14 protein-coding genes and 2 pseudogenes are annotated in these 16,880 nt (G+C 37.5%); 7 read left to right on the top strand and 9 right to left on the bottom strand.

Translation table 11 applies throughout. The features are described from left to right. Positions 1–11: 11 nt before the first annotated feature. The gene (locus tag CWATDRAFT_RS21315; protein ID WP_007306971.1) at positions 12–1,553 is read right to left on the bottom strand and encodes an Ig-like domain-containing protein; all 1,542 of its coding nucleotides are present in this window, start codon (positions 1,551–1,553) and stop codon (positions 12–14) included. A 60-nt stretch (positions 1,554–1,613) separates the two neighbouring features. After that, a complete protein-coding gene (locus CWATDRAFT_RS21310) occupies positions 1,614–1,988 on the bottom strand; it encodes a hypothetical protein (protein ID WP_157134140.1) in 375 nt (124 codons plus the stop codon). A gap of 339 nt (positions 1,989–2,327) precedes the next feature. On the opposite strand from CWATDRAFT_RS21310, the gene CWATDRAFT_RS41125 reads away from it, so the two are divergent. Continuing rightward, positions 2,328–2,453, top strand: coding sequence for a hypothetical protein (locus CWATDRAFT_RS41125; RefSeq protein WP_021831705.1), 126 nt, complete (start codon positions 2,328–2,330; stop codon positions 2,451–2,453). 336 nt (positions 2,454–2,789) lie between these two features. On the opposite strand, the gene CWATDRAFT_RS21305 is transcribed toward CWATDRAFT_RS41125, so the two are convergent. Continuing rightward, a complete protein-coding gene (locus CWATDRAFT_RS21305) occupies positions 2,790–3,257 on the bottom strand; it encodes a hypothetical protein (protein ID WP_007306969.1) in 468 nt (155 codons plus the stop codon). A gap of 33 nt (positions 3,258–3,290) precedes the next feature. On the opposite strand from CWATDRAFT_RS21305, the gene CWATDRAFT_RS21300 reads away from it, so the two are divergent. From CWATDRAFT_RS21300 to atpC, 5 genes are all read left to right on the top strand, one after another. Further along, positions 3,291–3,917: a low-complexity tail membrane protein gene (locus CWATDRAFT_RS21300; RefSeq protein WP_007306972.1), complete on the top strand. Its 627-nt coding sequence runs from the start codon at positions 3,291–3,293 to the stop codon at positions 3,915–3,917. A gap of 87 nt (positions 3,918–4,004) precedes the next feature. Continuing rightward, complete coding sequence (locus CWATDRAFT_RS21295; RefSeq protein ID WP_007306973.1) at positions 4,005–4,196, top strand: hypothetical protein; 192 nt, start codon at positions 4,005–4,007, stop codon at positions 4,194–4,196. Between the two features lie 66 nt (positions 4,197–4,262). Beyond that, positions 4,263–5,267 (top strand): FkbM family methyltransferase, encoded by a 1,005-nt coding sequence (locus tag CWATDRAFT_RS21290; protein WP_007306974.1) that lies wholly within the window; start codon positions 4,263–4,265, stop codon positions 5,265–5,267. A 194-nt stretch (positions 5,268–5,461) separates the two neighbouring features. Further along, entirely contained in the window at positions 5,462–6,913 is a 1,452-nt protein-coding gene (gene atpD, locus CWATDRAFT_RS21280; protein ID WP_007306975.1) for a F0F1 ATP synthase subunit beta, read from the top strand. 75 nt (positions 6,914–6,988) lie between these two features. Further along, a complete protein-coding gene (gene atpC, locus CWATDRAFT_RS21275) occupies positions 6,989–7,399 on the top strand; it encodes an ATP synthase F1 subunit epsilon (protein ID WP_007306976.1) in 411 nt (136 codons plus the stop codon). 34 nt (positions 7,400–7,433) lie between these two features. Here the strand turns inward: atpC and CWATDRAFT_RS21270 are convergent, their stop codons facing one another. The 5 genes and pseudogenes from CWATDRAFT_RS21270 to CWATDRAFT_RS21250 all read right to left on the bottom strand — a co-directional run bounded on the left by CWATDRAFT_RS21270 (position 7,434) and on the right by CWATDRAFT_RS21250 (position 14,946). Beyond that, positions 7,434–7,967, bottom strand: a complete 534-nt coding sequence (locus CWATDRAFT_RS21270; RefSeq protein ID WP_007306968.1) for a type IV pilin protein — start codon at positions 7,965–7,967, stop codon at positions 7,434–7,436. A 102-nt stretch (positions 7,968–8,069) separates the two neighbouring features. Beyond that, positions 8,070–9,596, bottom strand: a complete 1,527-nt coding sequence (locus tag CWATDRAFT_RS21265) for an IS5-like element ISCwa2 family transposase (protein ID WP_007306967.1) — start codon at positions 9,594–9,596, stop codon at positions 8,070–8,072. A 488-nt stretch (positions 9,597–10,084) separates the two neighbouring features. After that, on the bottom strand, positions 10,085–11,176 hold the full coding sequence (gene aroC, locus CWATDRAFT_RS21260; RefSeq protein WP_007306966.1) for a chorismate synthase: 1,092 nt from the start codon (positions 11,174–11,176) through the stop codon (positions 10,085–10,087). Positions 11,177–11,256: 80 nt separating this feature from the next. Beyond that, positions 11,257–13,671, bottom strand: a pseudogene (locus CWATDRAFT_RS21255) (ATP-binding cassette domain-containing protein). A gap of 54 nt (positions 13,672–13,725) precedes the next feature. After that, positions 13,726–14,946 carry a molybdopterin molybdotransferase MoeA gene (locus CWATDRAFT_RS21250; protein WP_042712061.1) on the bottom strand — a complete coding sequence of 407 codons (1,221 nt, stop codon included), beginning with the start codon at positions 14,944–14,946 and terminating at the stop codon, positions 13,726–13,728. Positions 14,947–15,045: 99 nt separating this feature from the next. Between CWATDRAFT_RS21250 and CWATDRAFT_RS21245 the strand changes: the two genes are divergently transcribed. After that, positions 15,046–15,720, top strand: a complete 675-nt coding sequence (locus CWATDRAFT_RS21245; RefSeq protein ID WP_007306977.1) for a hypothetical protein — start codon at positions 15,046–15,048, stop codon at positions 15,718–15,720. A 513-nt stretch (positions 15,721–16,233) separates the two neighbouring features. On the opposite strand, the pseudogene CWATDRAFT_RS21240 reads toward CWATDRAFT_RS21245, so the two are convergent. Beyond that, positions 16,234–16,656, bottom strand: a pseudogene (locus CWATDRAFT_RS21240) (CO2 hydration protein); the annotation flags it as partial. Positions 16,657–16,880 lie beyond the last annotated feature (224 nt).

The following is a 16,880-nucleotide window of genomic DNA, read 5'->3' as shown; positions in this document are numbered from 1 at the left end:
TTAAGGTGAGGCTATTTCTTTCTTCTTCGCTTAATTCTGGCGCACCTGGCTTCCCCTGCCATGATCATAGTTGTTTCGCTGGCAGTAACGGTGTTGAGAATCTCATGATCTATACGAGGTAGATAGATATGTTCCATACCCATGATAAAGTTCTCTACCCCTGGTTCTATGTTCACATCCATGACCATTTCTGGGAAGTAGAACCCTTCTGGTGCATTGGTGGCCGTCATCCCTTGTACTTCAACTTTGACGTTACCTACTGGCACCTCTGTTAAGGTAAATCTTCCTTGTTCATCGGTAATTACTTTTTCTTCTTCTTCTAACCCCAAAATAAATACTTCTGCCCCGGCAATGGGTAATAAGAAGATGTCATCTTCTGTTCCTTCTATTCCATCTGCCCCAGCATCAAAATCATCCTCGGTAAAGGGCAGTTTGTCGGGACCTGGATCTAGTACAAACCCAGTAATAGTGGTGTTGGGAATGGGTTCTAAACTAACTGTGGTAAAGCTAAATGTTTGTATGCCCCCTGCAATACCATCTCCGTCTGCATCTAAGCTAGAACCCTCCAGGTTGGTAATGGTTGAACCATCCACCGTGACTTGAATGAGGGACGCATTAGGCATGGTTTCTTCAAAAAATAACCAGGCAAATGTTCCGTCTTCACCTGGAACAATATTGGCTGCTAATTTTTGTCCGGCAAAGGAGGCATAAAAGTTATTCTCATTCAGGGTACTTGTATCTATGGGTTCGCTGAAGAAAACTTGCGGACGGAAGGTACTACCGATTTCTGTTGCTCCATCTAATGGAGTTGTCCCTGTTACTCTTAATGATGTTAGTTCTTGTACTGTGACGTTAACGGTTTCTTCTGTAATATTTCCTGCTTCATCTGTGGCGATTAAGGTTAAACTATGCTCGTCAAAGCTCAATCCTGTTACGTCAAATCTTTGGTCAAAGTTGCCATTTTCATCAACTGTTACTTCAATTAATTCTCCTTGATCAAATCTGTAACTCAATGAGGCAAGACCAGAACCTGTTCCCTCAAGATTTCCTGTTAAATTACTTCTTCCATTAATAAATCCATCATCTACTGGTGTATTGATTATTAAATCTGGATTTTCACTATCTAATATAAATGTGAATTCAAAGGTTTCTGCTTTATTTCCTACTACATCTGTCGCTGTTAATTTTAAAGTATGTTCCCCTTGACTTAACTCTGTATTATTATTAATTTCCTGTATTATAGCTGCATCAAAATTAAAGCTTCCATCCTCTTGTAATTGACCTAATACATCGACAAAGTCTGCTTCTAAGGCATCATCAAACCCTGCTTTGAATTCTGTAATTAAACTGATATCTTCTACTGTTCCACTAATAGTAGGATTATTGGTCAGGAAATCATTATCACTGCTTCCTGTATCCTCCACTAAACTAGCACTAATTAACGGTGGTGTAACATCGAAATTTGAAATTATCTCAAAACGAGCTAAAATTGAGGCTGCATCGGTGCGAGTCCCACCATCACCTAGTAAATCTTCTGGGAAACGCTCAAGCAAAACTTCAAATTCTGCTTCGTCTAATCCTGCTGCATATAAATTAATTAAGTTATTATCTTGTTACTCAACAATACCATTATTATCGATATCTAATAATGAGTCTCTTGCGTCATTCAAATAACCTAAAATATCATCTGCTTCGGTACGAGTAGCAGCCTCACCTAGTAAATCATTGGCGAATCTATCGAGTAAAACTTCAAATTCTGCTTCGTCTAATCCTGCTGAATATAAATTAATTACGTTATAATCTTGTGCCTCGATCGCCAGGTTTCCATCGATATCTAAATTATATTGTGCAGTAATATTTAAACTATTCAATTGTTGGGAATTATTAGGATTTACTTCTAAAGGATTATTACTTTCAGCAATTAATCCTTCCACTCCTTCTATGGGGGTTTGATCAATACCAGATACGTCCATGACTAATGACTCCAAAAACAGTTAATCGGGAAATCTTTCCAGAGATTTCCAATAAAAATAAACAAAAAAATAGGAAACAACAGACATATAAGCTTGATTCTATAGCCGTGCAAAAATCAGCCAGGACATTATTCCGCACCCTCCCACTGTTACTCCGAAACAGAAGGAACCTTCGTCACGCCCTAATCATAATGCGCAGTGTTATAGAATGGTCTCATTGTTAAACAAGAGACTTTTTCTCTGTCAAACTTTAGCAAAACTCAGGGTATTTAACCCAATTCTCTGCAACTACCCTAATTATGCAGTAATGGGTCTGATCAGGAACACTACGTAATTAAATCTTAAGATAATTTATTGAATCGAAAAATCTCTTTAAGAAACTTAAGAAAGTTAGTAATGATTGATGATGTCATCGAGATCCCTAATAACCTGAGTTCGGTGTTAGGAGTTCGGAGTTCGGAGTTGGAGTTTTTTCCATGAGATAATCAGGGTTTAAGACTCTTGATGAAAGACCAGTTGTCTATAAATTTCCTTATATCGAACTCAGGTTAATATCAATTTCAAAAAGTAGGGGTTAACGGCCGTTAACCCCTACAATACCAACTTATTTAGTCGAAGTTGATCAAAATGATATGACATTAAACAACCCGGAAACGATAGTTAGCTAAACTATTGCTAAAGCTATCTAAGAGTAGGAAATAAGTGCCATCTCCTGGTAAAGTTACCTCGAAACCCGAACCAAAACGAGTAGATGTAATCAGTTGATGGTAGTGTATCATAAAAAAATAAAATTAATATGATAATGTTAGTAGTCTATCACATTGAAATTAAATAGCTTTTCCAGACAGATTCTTGCTTAGAAGTTTTATTATCTTTACTAAGGAGTCGCCAAGTTTTCCCTTCTGCTTGTCGTTGAAGATAAACATCAAATTTATTTTTGTTTTGTTTAATTTCTTGACGAGGTAAAATAAGTTTTAAGTTATAGGTTCCTGTTAAGTGATAACTGGGTAAATCACCAATAGTGACAGTATCTATGTTTTGGACATTAATATTGTTGATATTTAATCGAGGTTTTGTGGTTTTTAACTGTTCACTTAAAGGGTTTAAGCGTTGTTCAAGTTGTAAGGCGATCGCTTGTTGGACAATTTTACCATCAGGGGCAAATTCTAAAGGAACAGCACTACTTTGACAAGCAGTTAAAAGAAAAGCCAAAAAGAGCAGCAATAAGCTCTTGATTAAGTCTTGTTTCTTGAAGGGTAAAAATGAAGAGAAATTTGCTATCATAATTGTAAGGACTAATAACTATTTTTTTCGTTTATGAATAACTTTCGTCTGGAACCTTTTTTGTGGATTCATTTGGCAGGGTTAGCCATTGCTCCTCTGTTATTAGTTGTGGTTTGGATAGGATTAGCTGTGAGTGATCCTTGGTCATTTTATTGGTTAGAATTACTTATAGTTGGTATCCTGGGAGTCATGCCTATTCTTTGGATGCAATGGACAAAACCCTTCGACTTTTTTGGCTTTCTTTTCCTATCCGTTAGACCCAAAAGTTTAACAGAAGAACAACGAAAAATATTGAGACTTTTGCAGACCAGGAAAAACAAGGTTTTTCATGGACTCGCAGCCGTGGGGTTATTAGGCGTGGGTTGGTTACTGTATCAATTAGCACCCTTCGCAGCCATCACCGCATCTATGTTACCACAGTGGCGATTTTTGGGATTGATCATCGCTGCTGTGGCCTTCTGCTTATGTAACCTGGTGGTACAAGTTGCCGTCAGCGTTTTAGGGGTGTTATCGACTTCAGACAAAACCTGGTTAGCAACGGAAGCCATTCCCTCAAATCAAGTTACTGCCAAGTTTACAGTAATCGGCTTACCCGTAAGTAAAATCTTTTTGATTCCCACCCTTGATGTGGCCTCAGATTTGAAGGAAAAAACTTTATAATTTTTTCAGAATTGTGTCCAAGATATCAGCAGGAACAAAAGACTTGAGTTATGCTAAAAGCTAGTAAAATCAGAGGTGCATAGAACGATGAACAACTCAACTATGAGGGGAAACCAGCAACAAGAGGCGGCCGTTTGGGAAACTCTGCAACAGGCGATCGCCGACTGTTCAGGGTTTCAACAATGGCAAGCACAACAAGAAACAGAACCCGATGTAAAATCCCTCGATCAACAGGTTCGGTCTTATCTCAGGGAAACCTTAGAAACCTTAGCCTATTAAGCTTATGAGGGAGGGCTTTTTGCCCTCATTTTTTTATTAATAAACAGTTTAATTTGTAACTTTTAGATGAGAGATAAATATAAATTTGCACAATTAGATCAAGAGATTTTTAAGACTCTAAAGAATCTAGACTATCATCCCGATGTAATTTTTGATGTAGGCGCATCTAATGGTAAATGGTCTTATTTAATCCAAAAGATTGTTCCCGATGCAGCCTACCATCTCTTTGAACCATTGGTGGATCATGTTCCCAGTTATACATCAATAATGCAGAGTAATTTAGAAAAATCATCTAAGTTTACCCTACATAAATATGGGTTAGGAGAAAATAACGAAAAAAAAACCATGTCTATCTTCTCAGAAGGTTTTAGTAGTACCCTTCTAGCCATGCCGGAAAATGAAGATTTAACAAAAATGTCTGTCCCTGTTTTCAAGATGGATGATGCGATTAAACAATTTAATTTACCTCAACCCCAAGTTATCAAAGCTGATATCCAAGGGTATGAACTAGCCATGCTGAAAGGGGCAACCAATACCCTACCGCAAGTAGATATATTATTGTTAGAGACGTGGGTTTGTAGAGGCTATAACCAAGAATGTCCTTTGCTCTTAGAAATCATGAATTGGTTAGCAAGATTTAATTTTTATCTTTGGGATTATGGGGATTGTTTTCGAGAAGAAAATGATAAACTACACACAATTGATTGTGTTTTTGTTAATAGTAAAACCCTACCTTCATTAGCCCTACCATACTTATACCAACCTGGGGAAGACGAATTTGTTAAAACTCTCCAAACAGAATTAGAAGGATGTAAATCTGCATTAGAATATAGCAATAAGGAAATTTTAACTCTCCAAGCAGAATTAGAAGGATGTAAATCTGCGTTAGAACATAGCAATAAGGAAATTTTAACTCTCCAAGCAGAATTAGAAGAATGTAAATCTGCGTTAGAACATAGCAAAAGAGAAAACTTAACTTTATCTCAAGAAATAGTTGCCATGAAATCCAGTAAATTTTGGCAACTGAGATCCCAATGGTTCAAACTAAAGGGTTTGTTTGGACTATCTTGACAAAACGGAATCAAACCGTTTCCCCAATGACCGAGAAGTGGTAATCTATAGGGTGGCGAAAACAACTATAGACATCTCGACCTTGCTCGATGTTAATCTTGAGCTTTAACAGGCTCAACTTCCGCGTAGCCAAAGGGTTAAATAATATCCCTGAGCCAAATTGATCAATTAATCCCCAAACATCAAAGATAAGCATGGTAGCTACAACACAAGAAACAAGCGTTGGTAAAATCACTCAAATCATCGGTCCTGTGGTCGATGCTGAATTTCCCAGTGGTAATTTACCTCGTATCTATAACGCCCTCAAAGTAGAAGGGCAAAACTTCGCAGGAGACACCGTTTCCGTTACCTGTGAAGTGCAACAGTTACTCGGTGATAACCAAGTCCGCGCCGTTGCTATGAGTGGGACAGATGGTTTAGTCAGAGGTATGGACATTGTTGATTCAGGCTCACCTATCAGCGTTCCCGTGGGAAAAGCCACCTTGGGGCGTATTTTTAACGTTTTAGGGGAACCTGTAGATGAAATGGGAGACGTGGGCAACGAAGAAACCTCTCCTATCCACCGTCCCGCCCCCAAATTAACGGACTTAGAAACTAAACCTAAAGTCTTTGAAACTGGTATCAAGGTTATCGATCTCCTCACCCCTTACCGTCAAGGCGGAAAAATTGGTTTGTTTGGCGGAGCAGGTGTGGGAAAAACCGTTATTATGATGGAGTTGATCAACAACATCGCCATCCAACACGGGGGTGTATCCGTGTTCGCTGGAGTAGGGGAACGGACTCGCGAAGGAAATGACCTCTACAACGAAATGATCGAATCTAAGGTAATTAACCCCGAGAACCTCTCAGAATCGAAAATTGCCCTAGTTTACGGACAAATGAACGAACCCCCCGGAGCGAGAATGCGGGTCGGTTTATCTGGTTTGACCATGGCGGAATACTTCCGTGATGTCAACAAGCAAGACGTATTGTTATTTGTTGATAATATTTTCCGTTTCGTTCAAGCTGGTTCTGAAGTATCTGCACTCTTAGGACGGATGCCTTCTGCGGTGGGATATCAACCCACTCTAGGCACGGACGTGGGGGATCTACAAGAACGTATTACCTCTACCAAAGAAGGTTCTATTACCTCCATTCAGGCGGTTTATGTACCTGCGGATGATTTAACCGATCCTGCTCCTGCTACTACCTTCGCTCACTTAGACGGAACCACTGTATTATCCCGTGGTTTAGCTTCTAAAGGTATTTATCCTGCGGTTGATCCCCTAGACTCCACTAGCACTATGTTACAGCCTAGTGTTGTTGGGGACGAACACTATGATACCGCTCGTGCTGTACAATCTACCCTACAACGGTACAAAGAGTTACAGGATATTATCGCCATTCTCGGATTGGACGAATTGTCAGAAGACGATCGTCGTACCGTAGATCGGGCCCGTAAAATCGAGCGTTTCTTATCTCAACCTTTCTTTGTAGCAGAAGTATTTACCGGATCTCCTGGTAAGTATGTTTCTTTAGCAGACACCATCAAAGGCTTCCAGATGATTCTCGATGGTCAGTTAGATGATCTTCCTGAACAAGCTTTTTACTTAGTGGGAGACATTGAGGAAGCTAAAGCTAAAGCTGAAAAACTAAAACAAGCATAGGTTTTGTTTTATTTGCATTACTGGTAGGGGCCTTTGCCTCTACTGGTTACTAATCACCGATAATCAATTACTGATATGCCATTAACAGTTCGTGTAATTACCCCGGATAAAACCGTTTGGGACGGTGACGTAGAGGAAATCATCTTACCTAGTACCTCTGGACAACTGGGGATTTTAGGTGGCCACGCCCCTCTATTAACTGCTTTGGATACTGGTGTGATCCGTGTCCGTCCCGACAAAGACTGGAAGAGTATTGCTGTCATGGGTGGCTTTGCTGAAGTGGAACAAGATGAAATCAAAGTCTTAGTTAACTCTGCTGAAGCTGGAGATGATATTGACAAAGAAACCGCTAAAGCAGACTACAGTGCTGCTCAAAGCCGTTTAGAAGAAGCTAATAAGACTGGAGAAGCTAGCGAACAAATGAAAGCTACTAGCGCGTTTAAACGTGCCAGGGCCCGTCTTCAAGCTGCTGGTGGTTTGGTTTAATTTTCCTTGTGGGGACAGAACGCTTTTCTGTCTCCTATCTAATTTCTATAGTTTTGTTTAAATCACACTTGGCTTCGGGGCGATCGCCTGATAGGGTAAATTGGGCAATAAAGCTAATGTCTCCTCCTGGATCATGGGTTTGACAGGTAACAGAAGCAAACATTCCCCCTGAATAATGCAAGCCAGCCGTGTAGTTTTTGTGGCTGTCACGATAATCGTTGAGGGCTGTTGCTTTAACCCTAACTGCATTGTATTGGCTGGCTAAAGTGGTGCGGATATTATACTTATCATTCTCGATAGTTACGTCTAAATCATGGTTATGCGCTATCATGTTTTTATTATTAATCTTGAGAAATTCTCCGTTTTCTAGAAAATAGGCATTTTGCGCCCGAAGTAAACTAGCGATTTGAGTTTGAATTTCGGTTTCCCTTGCTTTAGCAACCATCCCTAATAGCTGCGGAACAGTGATCGCTGCCAAGATTCCCAGAATGATAACGACAATCATTAATTCTAGGAGTGTAAACCCTTCATCAGTGTTTTTGACTAATAATCTTCTGACAATTTGCATAATAATTCTCTTAATCTAGTTGAGAGAACAACCACTAATCTTAAATAGGATACCCATTTTGATATTATTAATTAGGGTTTGCTGAAAAAGTTTCTCCAAAATTTATGCCACTTTTGACCAAGAATTTTCTGACAAATCAATAAGTTTTAGTACATAAAAATTGTTTAAAGTATAATCAAAATTAATGAAAGGCGGTTTGAGAGGTTCCCCTGTTCTATTATTAGTAAATAAGGACAAAAAAAGCGACACAAACTGCCTCAGAAGTTTAGAAAGATTGACAACTAAAAATGTAATAGCAATAGATGTAATGGAGGTTTCAGGGAGTTTTGTCATCACGAGATTTAGGCTAAATCTTCGTTTAGCTTGTCCAAACTTTCCCTCAATAGCATTACGGAAGCATTCATCGGAGTGGGCTTGTTTCTTTTCTTCTTCACTGACATTTTTCGGAGGTCTTCCTAACTTCGGACCACTGATTCTTATCCCTCTTTCCTTACACCAATTTCTGTTTTCCCTAGTTCGATAAATTTTATCTACATGGACGGATTCGGGATAATAGCCAAACGTTTCTTTATACTTTTCTACTTGTTCTTTTAAATGACAAGATTCATTGAAGTTTTCCCAACTTATTTTGTCTAGAAACACATAGTTACCCACACAGCTTACTGAGAGTTTAGCTCCAAACTCTATTGGTTTTCCTGCTTTTCCCCTCACTATTGGACGAATATGCGGTTGAGTTAAACTTACAATTCTTTGAGGAACACTCTGGGTCTTATTCTCCCACATTGACTGTTGTTGTTCATAAACTTTTTTGATAGTCTCTAGACAATTTTTCTGTCTTTTACTCAGATTTTCCAGGGAAGCCCCAGCTTGAATTAAGTCTTCTATATTTCCTAAATTTTTCTTAAGGTATTTTAACTGTTTCCCGATAGCTTTTCTTCTTTCTTGATAAGATACTTTTCGTTTTTTAGCTACTTTTAAGTATTCCTTTCTAGCAATTTTTCTAGAAGTTCTCGGCTTTTTTCTCAATTTTACTCTTAATGGTTTATAAAGATTATCTATTATTCTTTCTGTCTCAATTCTGGCTTGATTTAATATGCCTAAATCCGTTGGGTATTTGATGTCTGCTGGCGCACAAGTCGCATCTAAAATTAGTTTACCTTTATTTTTTATTTTTTCTCCTTTTTCTTGGAGACAATCCTTTTTTTTTACTTCTTTATCACTCTTGTCTATTTCCCTTTTTACTATTTTTTTATTGATTTTGTTTATCAATTCTCCATCAATTCTTTTCCTAAAATGAACTAGCATTGAAGATTCCAGTGGTGGCTCTTGTTGATAACAATTTAAACCTATAAAGTATTGTAGATAGGGATTTTCTCTAATCTGTTCTATAGTTTCTCTATCACTTGTTCCTAATTTTTCCTTAATAATTAATGTCCCTAATGCCATTCTAAATAGTTTGGCTGGCGCACCTTTTTCTGCTGAAAAAAGTTTAGCATATTCTTCCTCAAAATCATCCCAAGGTATCAACTCTGCCATGATTACCCAACGATTATTGGGGGACAATTTGCCCTCGAAAGGTAATTCAAATTTTTCTGGGGGCGGTAAAGGTTGCCCCTCTTTTCGATACATTTGTTCTTGACCAACAACTGGGAGGTGTTTCTACCAATTATAGCGGTTTGTAGCCGACAAAGCTGATCTTTTTTGCGATCGCGAATATGGGTGTAACCTTTTAAAGAATAGGGTTTTGCTTTTATTCAGCAAACCCTAATTATCAACTGTTCAGGACTAGCACAATTTCATATATACATCAAAATATTTTATTAATTCTAAAGGTTTATTTTATAAAAAGTTTATTTTTTAAAGCTTAGACTATGACACTTTTAAAACTGTCTATTGTTGGTTGCTGCTCAAGAATAAAACTTTTATATTTATTATTAATCGATTTAGTTCGATTGTGGTGTGAAAGAGTGATTCTGTGGTGTGAGAATGTGAAGAGAAAAGCACTGAGGTCGAAACAAGGCAAGACTTCAAGTGCTTTTCTTGTTATTAGTCGTTTCCAGTCAGTTTCAGCAATTAACAATTATTCGGTGAGCCTCATGCTCACTAAATTAAGACAATTAAGTTAACACTTTACACTGGCCTTGCCAACGTAATAAATGATCGCATAATACCAAGGCAACCATCGCTTCTACCATAGGAACAGCCCTAGATAAAACACAAGGATCGTGTCTTCCTTTGGCGGCTAAAGTTGTCTCTTCGCTCTCAGAAGTAACTGTTTTTTGTTCTTTACCAATGGTAGCAGTAGGTTTAAAAGCAACACGAATAATGATATTTTCTCCGTTACTAATTCCTCCTTGAATACCTCCTGAGCGATTGGTTTTGGTGCGAATATTTCCGTCATCATCAATATAAAATTCGTCATTATGTTCACTTCCTATTAATAACGTTCCAGCAAAACCTGAACCAATTTCAAACCCTTTGCTGGCCGGAAGGGACATAACTGCTTTGGCTAAATCTGCCTCTAATTTGTCAAAAACAGGCTCTCCTAACCCTTTGGGAACATAACGAGCAATACATTCAACTACACCCCCAATAGAGTCTTTATCTCGTCGAGTTTGATCGATCAGATCGATCATTTTTTCTGCCATTTCTTGATCGGGACAACGAAGAATATTACTCTCTACTTCTTCTAGGGTAACGGTATCTGGGTTAACATTTCCCTCTAAATTTTTAATACGTTTTACATAGCCAATAATTTCTACATTAGCAACTTGATATAATATTTTTTTAGCAATAGCACCTGCTGCAACCCTGCCAATAGTTTCTCTGGCAGAAGATCGCCCCCCACCCTGCCAGTTTCTGATCCCATACTTGGCTTCATAAGTTGCGTCTGCGTGGGAAGGACGAAACTTGGCCGCCATCTCATTATAATCTTGCGATCGCGCGTCTTTATTACGAACTAAAATTGCAATAGGTGTTCCCAATGTTTTCCCTTGAAATACCCCTGAAATAATCTCACAGGTGTCCGTTTCTTTACGAGGTGTGGTAATCTTACTTTGTCCGGGGCGACGACGATCTAAGTCTCCTTGTATATCGCTTTCTGATAGGTTTAAACGAGGGGGACAACCATCAATAATAACCCCGACTCCTCCCCCGTGAGATTCTCCAAAGGTTGTAATCCGAAATAGATGGCCAAAGGTGTTACCCATATTTTTAGATCATAGTTAATTTTCTCCTTTCTTATTATAACCTTTTTGGGTAATTAAAATCTAGAATATTGTTTATTTTTTTATAAAATATCTTTGCGTTTCTGCAACATATAAGTTACAATCCAATAAATTAAACTATGTAATAATAATAAGCTCCAATTGATTAATAAATTGCTAGAATTGGCAGAATAAACCTCTGTAGGAATATCCACATTAATAAGTACTGGATTAGGGTTTAAGGGTGAAATTGGTTGTGCTTAAGGGATCAAAGAAGGAATATCTACTAAACTACCTAATGCACCCACGGACCAACGACTAATCATTAACCAAGATAGCAGTTTACCAATACCTGTCATTTTAAATAAGACCCCTGAAAAAATAATTTGAGGTAAAAGTAATAAAGGTAAAGAACTATTAGCTTGTGTTATATTGTTAACAAAAGCTGATACCATAATACCTAAACTAATAGTAGAAAATGATGTCAAAAATATTGTTATTTCCGTTCCTAGTACCCAAGCTAATAGGTTTGACTCTGGGGAATTAAAACAGATAAAAATAATTAAAGATATTAATAAACTTTGTAAAAATACTAATATTCCTAAAACCCCTACTTTTGACACTAAATAAGGCAAAATTTCTAAATTAACCAATCTTTCTCGTTGATAAATTTTCGCTTCTTTAATGATTTCTTGTAAAGAACTAGCTAACCCCACCCAAATAGCTGCACAGGTAAAAACAAACAAAACTTTTAAAGATAAAGTAGCAAAGGTAGGGTCATTTTCATCGGTAAAAATGAAGGGTATTTTATCAGATAAAGCAATTCTCATAGCTATAATTCCCAAAGGAGCAGTCACCAGGGATAACCCAATATTTAGGGGATCTCTTATTAATAATTGGAAATATCTTTGCGAGAGAATAGAAAACTGTTGAAAAAAAGAAATTTTAACTTTTTGGGGATTAGATTTTTTCACAGCTTGAGAAGAAGCTTGTACTAGATATTGATTAATATATTGCTCGTAAAAATTAGGATCATTTTTAAATCTTTCTGTTTCTTTTTCAACTTTATCTGAATCTTCTAAATGAACATAAATATCAGCGAAATTGTTACTTTTTATGCCGAAAAAATCTATGGCTTTTTGAGGTGGTCCAAAATAACAAAGATTGCCACCTTTCCCTAGAAAAACTAGGCGATCGCAGAGATTAATATTTAAAGTTGTATGAGTAACTAAAATAATAGTTCGTCCTTCATTAGATAAATCTTTAAGTAATTCCATCATTTTTTTATCCAACCCTGGATCGAGGCCAGATGTGGGTTCATCTAAGAAGAAAAGCTTAGGATCAGCTAATAATTCAACCCCCATACTTACCCGTTTAAGTTGTCCTCCACTGAGATTTTTAACTAAAGTATTTTCTCTTTCTTTTAAGTCTATTTGGTTTAATACTTTCTCACTTTCTTGAACAAGATTAATATCAGGGGGTAAACATAATTTAGCTGCATAATACAAAACTTCCCTAACCGTTAAATTAGGATGAACAATATCATATTGAGGGACATAACCGATGAGATTACGATATATATTAAAGTTTTTGCGTAAATCTTCTCCATTTAATTCAACTGTGCCATTTTCTAGCTGTTCAATTCCTAATAAAGTTTTCATTAAAGTGGATTTTCCTGTGCCACTTCCTCCAATTATAACAACAAATTGACCAGGATTAATAGGTAAAAAAACATCTTTTAATATAGTAATTTTTTCACCGTTTTTATCTTTAACAAATCTGGTTAAGTTTTTAGCATCAAGACGAATATTATCCCCTCTATCCGCAATGCGTAAAATATCACCTTGTAGAATTAATAGATAAGGACCAATACGAATGGTTGATCCGTTGGGAATAATAGCTTGACCTGTTACTTTTTGCCCGTTAACAAATACACCATTGGTGCTACGATCTGTGAGAATATATTGACCTTTACTATTATTATCAATTATAGCGTGATCATAAGAAATAGTAGGTGCATCTAAGGGTAAATTAGCTTGAGGGTTTCTCCCAATAGAAACAGATTTATTTTTAATAGAAATAGCTGTTTTTTGTTTTTTTTTAGAGGGTTGATTGGCGTTAGTATGAGAGTAGGTAATTATAATATGATTACGTGCTAATGTCCCAACAGTAACTACCATTCCATCTTGTAATAACAGTCCTTGTTTTGGGGTAATTAAAGAGTTATTAAAAAATAATCTATTACTACTAGATTTGACTTGATCACCGTCATAAATTCGATAATTATTCCCCTCTTTGACAAAAGAAGCTTGACAACCACTAACCATCATCCAATTATCCTTTTCAGGAACTATCAGATCGGCTTTTTTTGGATCTCTTCCTAAACGATGTACGTCTTTTGCTAACTCAAAAGGTTTTAAAGTTTGACCTTGATTATTTCTTAGGCTAATAGAAGATAAATGATCTAAAACAGTTCTAGAAACTGGAATATTAGTCATAATAAGATACTTTAGTCAGTTAGTTAGGAATCAAAAGCTAATATATAAGAAATTTTACAACATAAGAACTGTGACAGTTTCCCCTTCCTTAATTTTTGTTACTCCTATTGGCAACATAGCTAAAGCATTAGTTAATCCTAAATTAATTAAATTAGCGGAGTTTTGCTGTCCTTTAGCTAAGCTAAATAGATATTCACCATTTACTGGTTTTAACTGTCCCCAAATGTAGGTTTCTCTTTTCCCCTGAGAAGATAAATCATGGGCAGATTTTACAGTAATTAATTGGGGTTTATGCTCTCCTTTTATCCCTGAAAATTTATCTAAAGCGAGTTTAACCAATCGCCAACAACCAACCAAAGCAGACACAGGATTACCCGGTAAACCAAAATAAACACAACCATTATCAAATTTAGCAACTGTTAACGGTTTTCCTGGTTTCATGGCAACACTATCAACGGAAATTTCACCCCCCACTTCTAGTAATATATTGTCTATATAATCATAATCACCAACAGAAACACCACCAGTTGAAAGAACAAAATCAGCAGTATTTATAGCTTCTAGAATTTTTTGTTTAATGAGAGCAGGTTCATCTTTAACAATGCCTAAAGAGATAGGAATTCCCCCATTTTTAATAATGAATGCTTTAAGAGCATATTGATTAGAATCAATAATTTGTCCAGGTTCTAACTTTTCAGTGGTCGTAATTAATTCATTTCCTGTGGATAAAATAGCCACACGAGGACGACGATAAACCTTAACCTGAGAACATTGCGCTGTGGCCAAAATAGCCATTTCTGGCTCATTAATTTTAGTCCCTGCACTCAACAAAATATCCCCAGATTGATAAAAATTACCTTTTTTCCTGACAAATTCTCCACAATATTGAGGAGGAGATAACACAATAACTTGTGTTCCTTGTTTTTGCGTTTTCTCTTGGATAATAATCGTATCAACCCCATCCGGTAACATGGCTCCGGTAAAAATGCGACAAGCTTCCCTTGATCTAATCGATATTTCAGGCTTAATTCCTGCTGGAATTTCTGCCACAATTTTTAAGGTAATTGGTTGATTTGTATCCCCTTGATTAACATCTTCAAAGCGTACCCCATAACCATCCATAGCAGAATTATCCCAATAAGGGAAATCGAGGCCGCTAGTAACCGCTTCAGCTAAAATTCTTCCTGTTGCCTGATCTAACTCAATGGTTTCTGTCTCTTGTAAACTGGTTACTAGGTCGAGAATAATTGTTTGAGCGTCTTGAACCGAAATCATAGTCATAGGATTCTCTTGTCTCCAAAAAAAAAGATAAACTGCTACATTATTAAAGGGAAAATGTGGTAAAAAAGTGGTAATAGGGATAGTAAAGATGCTATGGACCAATGCAATGACAGAAACCTCAATCAAATAAAAGCATTATTAACTCGTTATGGATTCGAGACCAAACAAATTGCCATTTCTGAATTAGTTGAGAACTGGGCGGCCTATTATTCAGTGTACTGGATTCGTCTCGCCATTCTCGAAGCCCTCTATCAAGGGCGTTATAAGGCTATTTCTGTGGAGCATATTCTCGACCTCTGGAAACGATTGGGACAACCTACCTATCATTTTACTCACGAGTTTGAACGATTTATCACGGGGAATCTCTTGATTAAAGATTTCAGCGATCATAACCACTTCCAAGAGGAAGCAGTAGAAGAAAAACCATTACCCCTAGAGCAATGCCCCCCAACCCCCTCAAACACTATTATTACTTTAACTCCAATTAAAGAATTAGTTAAGAAAATAGTTATCCCCATTTCCGTCGCTTCAGACAAATTAACCTGCCAAAATAATCATAAACCTTCCTCGAACAATGGTAATTCGCACCCAGTGGAGGTAGATAACTCAACAATAGATGAACCAGAATTAGAATATAGAACTAGCTTAAAACCAGAGAAAACCCCAAGCTCCATTAATCAGTTTGTTCCCCTTTCTGACTCTTCAGATTTTTATAGAAAATTAAGAGCAGTTGCCCATCAACAATTCCAAGAAAACCAAGAGAATTAACAGGAAAATCAATAGAAAACGGCAAAGGTCGGCATTACCCACCCTACGATTTTTGACGCTCTCCTGGCTGAAGGGCAGGAGATTCATAACGAATCCCTGTCGGGATGGTTATTATCTTGTTTTCACAAGTTCCCAGGCTCACCACGTTTGCCTCAAAGGGCGTAGTGATATTTCCTTAAACCCTGCCAATTCAGGTGTTGGGCGTGTACTTTCCGAGAGTCCCCCGGTAGGTTTTTAAGTCTTGTACTGACTTACTTTATTTTACCATATTCACGGCATTTAAAAATGAGCAGCGACCCCGCGGCGTCTTACGGTGAGTCCACTGCGGTCTTGGCGGTTTCCGTCGAGGAGCAAGTGGCTAACCCGAAGGGCGCAAGGGAATGCGCTGCGATGCCGAGTGGTTCTACATCACCTGTTTAAAAACAGGCGTTTTGAACATCCCGTGTGTTGTTATAATTGAAATTAATCTGATTTCTAACCAATCTTTGTAATCATTCATACTTTTCCCTTTTCCTAACGATATTCTTGATTTTGAATGTCCCTTAAACGGGCTTCTGGACGCAAAAATCTATCCATTTGTGACTCAAAAAATTGACGATTTTTTAATAAATGTTTGGGGTTTTCATCGTCTAAGGGATATAACAAAGCTTGACGTAATGCTTGAATAACGGCAGAGGTAACATTGTACATAGATCGCTGAAAAGTAATCCCTAGTTGAATCAACATATCACCTTCCCCACGACAATGTTTTTGATCGTATTCCAGTAGATAATCTGGTAAAAAGTGATACATATCATCCATTAATAATGTGGGAGGAATACCTGCCGTTCCTACAGGGAAAACATCCGCATACAAAATTCCATAATGGAAGTCTTTTTGATCATCGGGAACTTGTTGTGCTTGAGCATTATAAGACTTTGTTCCCTCACGGGGTGACAAGCCCGTTAAAACCCTGATTGAAAGAGGGTTTCAGCCGTGGAGATCGCTCTATAAATTGTCAAAAACTAGAGGGCTTATTGAGAATAAACAATAATAATAATCATTCTTGCCGTGTGTGTGGGGGGGAGGAGNGGTTACACCGTCCTCCCCCCCACAGGGTTGATGCTCAAAATCAACCCCTTGGGCAATATTAGTTTTTATTAAATAATAAAAATTGGTTT

The sequence above is a fragment of the Crocosphaera watsonii WH 8501 genome (assembly GCF_000167195.1).
Lineage (GTDB): Bacteria > Cyanobacteriota > Cyanobacteriia > Cyanobacteriales > Microcystaceae > Crocosphaera > Crocosphaera watsonii.
The sequence above is the reverse complement of the archived record's forward strand: the minus strand, read 5'-3'. Positions and strand labels throughout refer to the sequence as shown.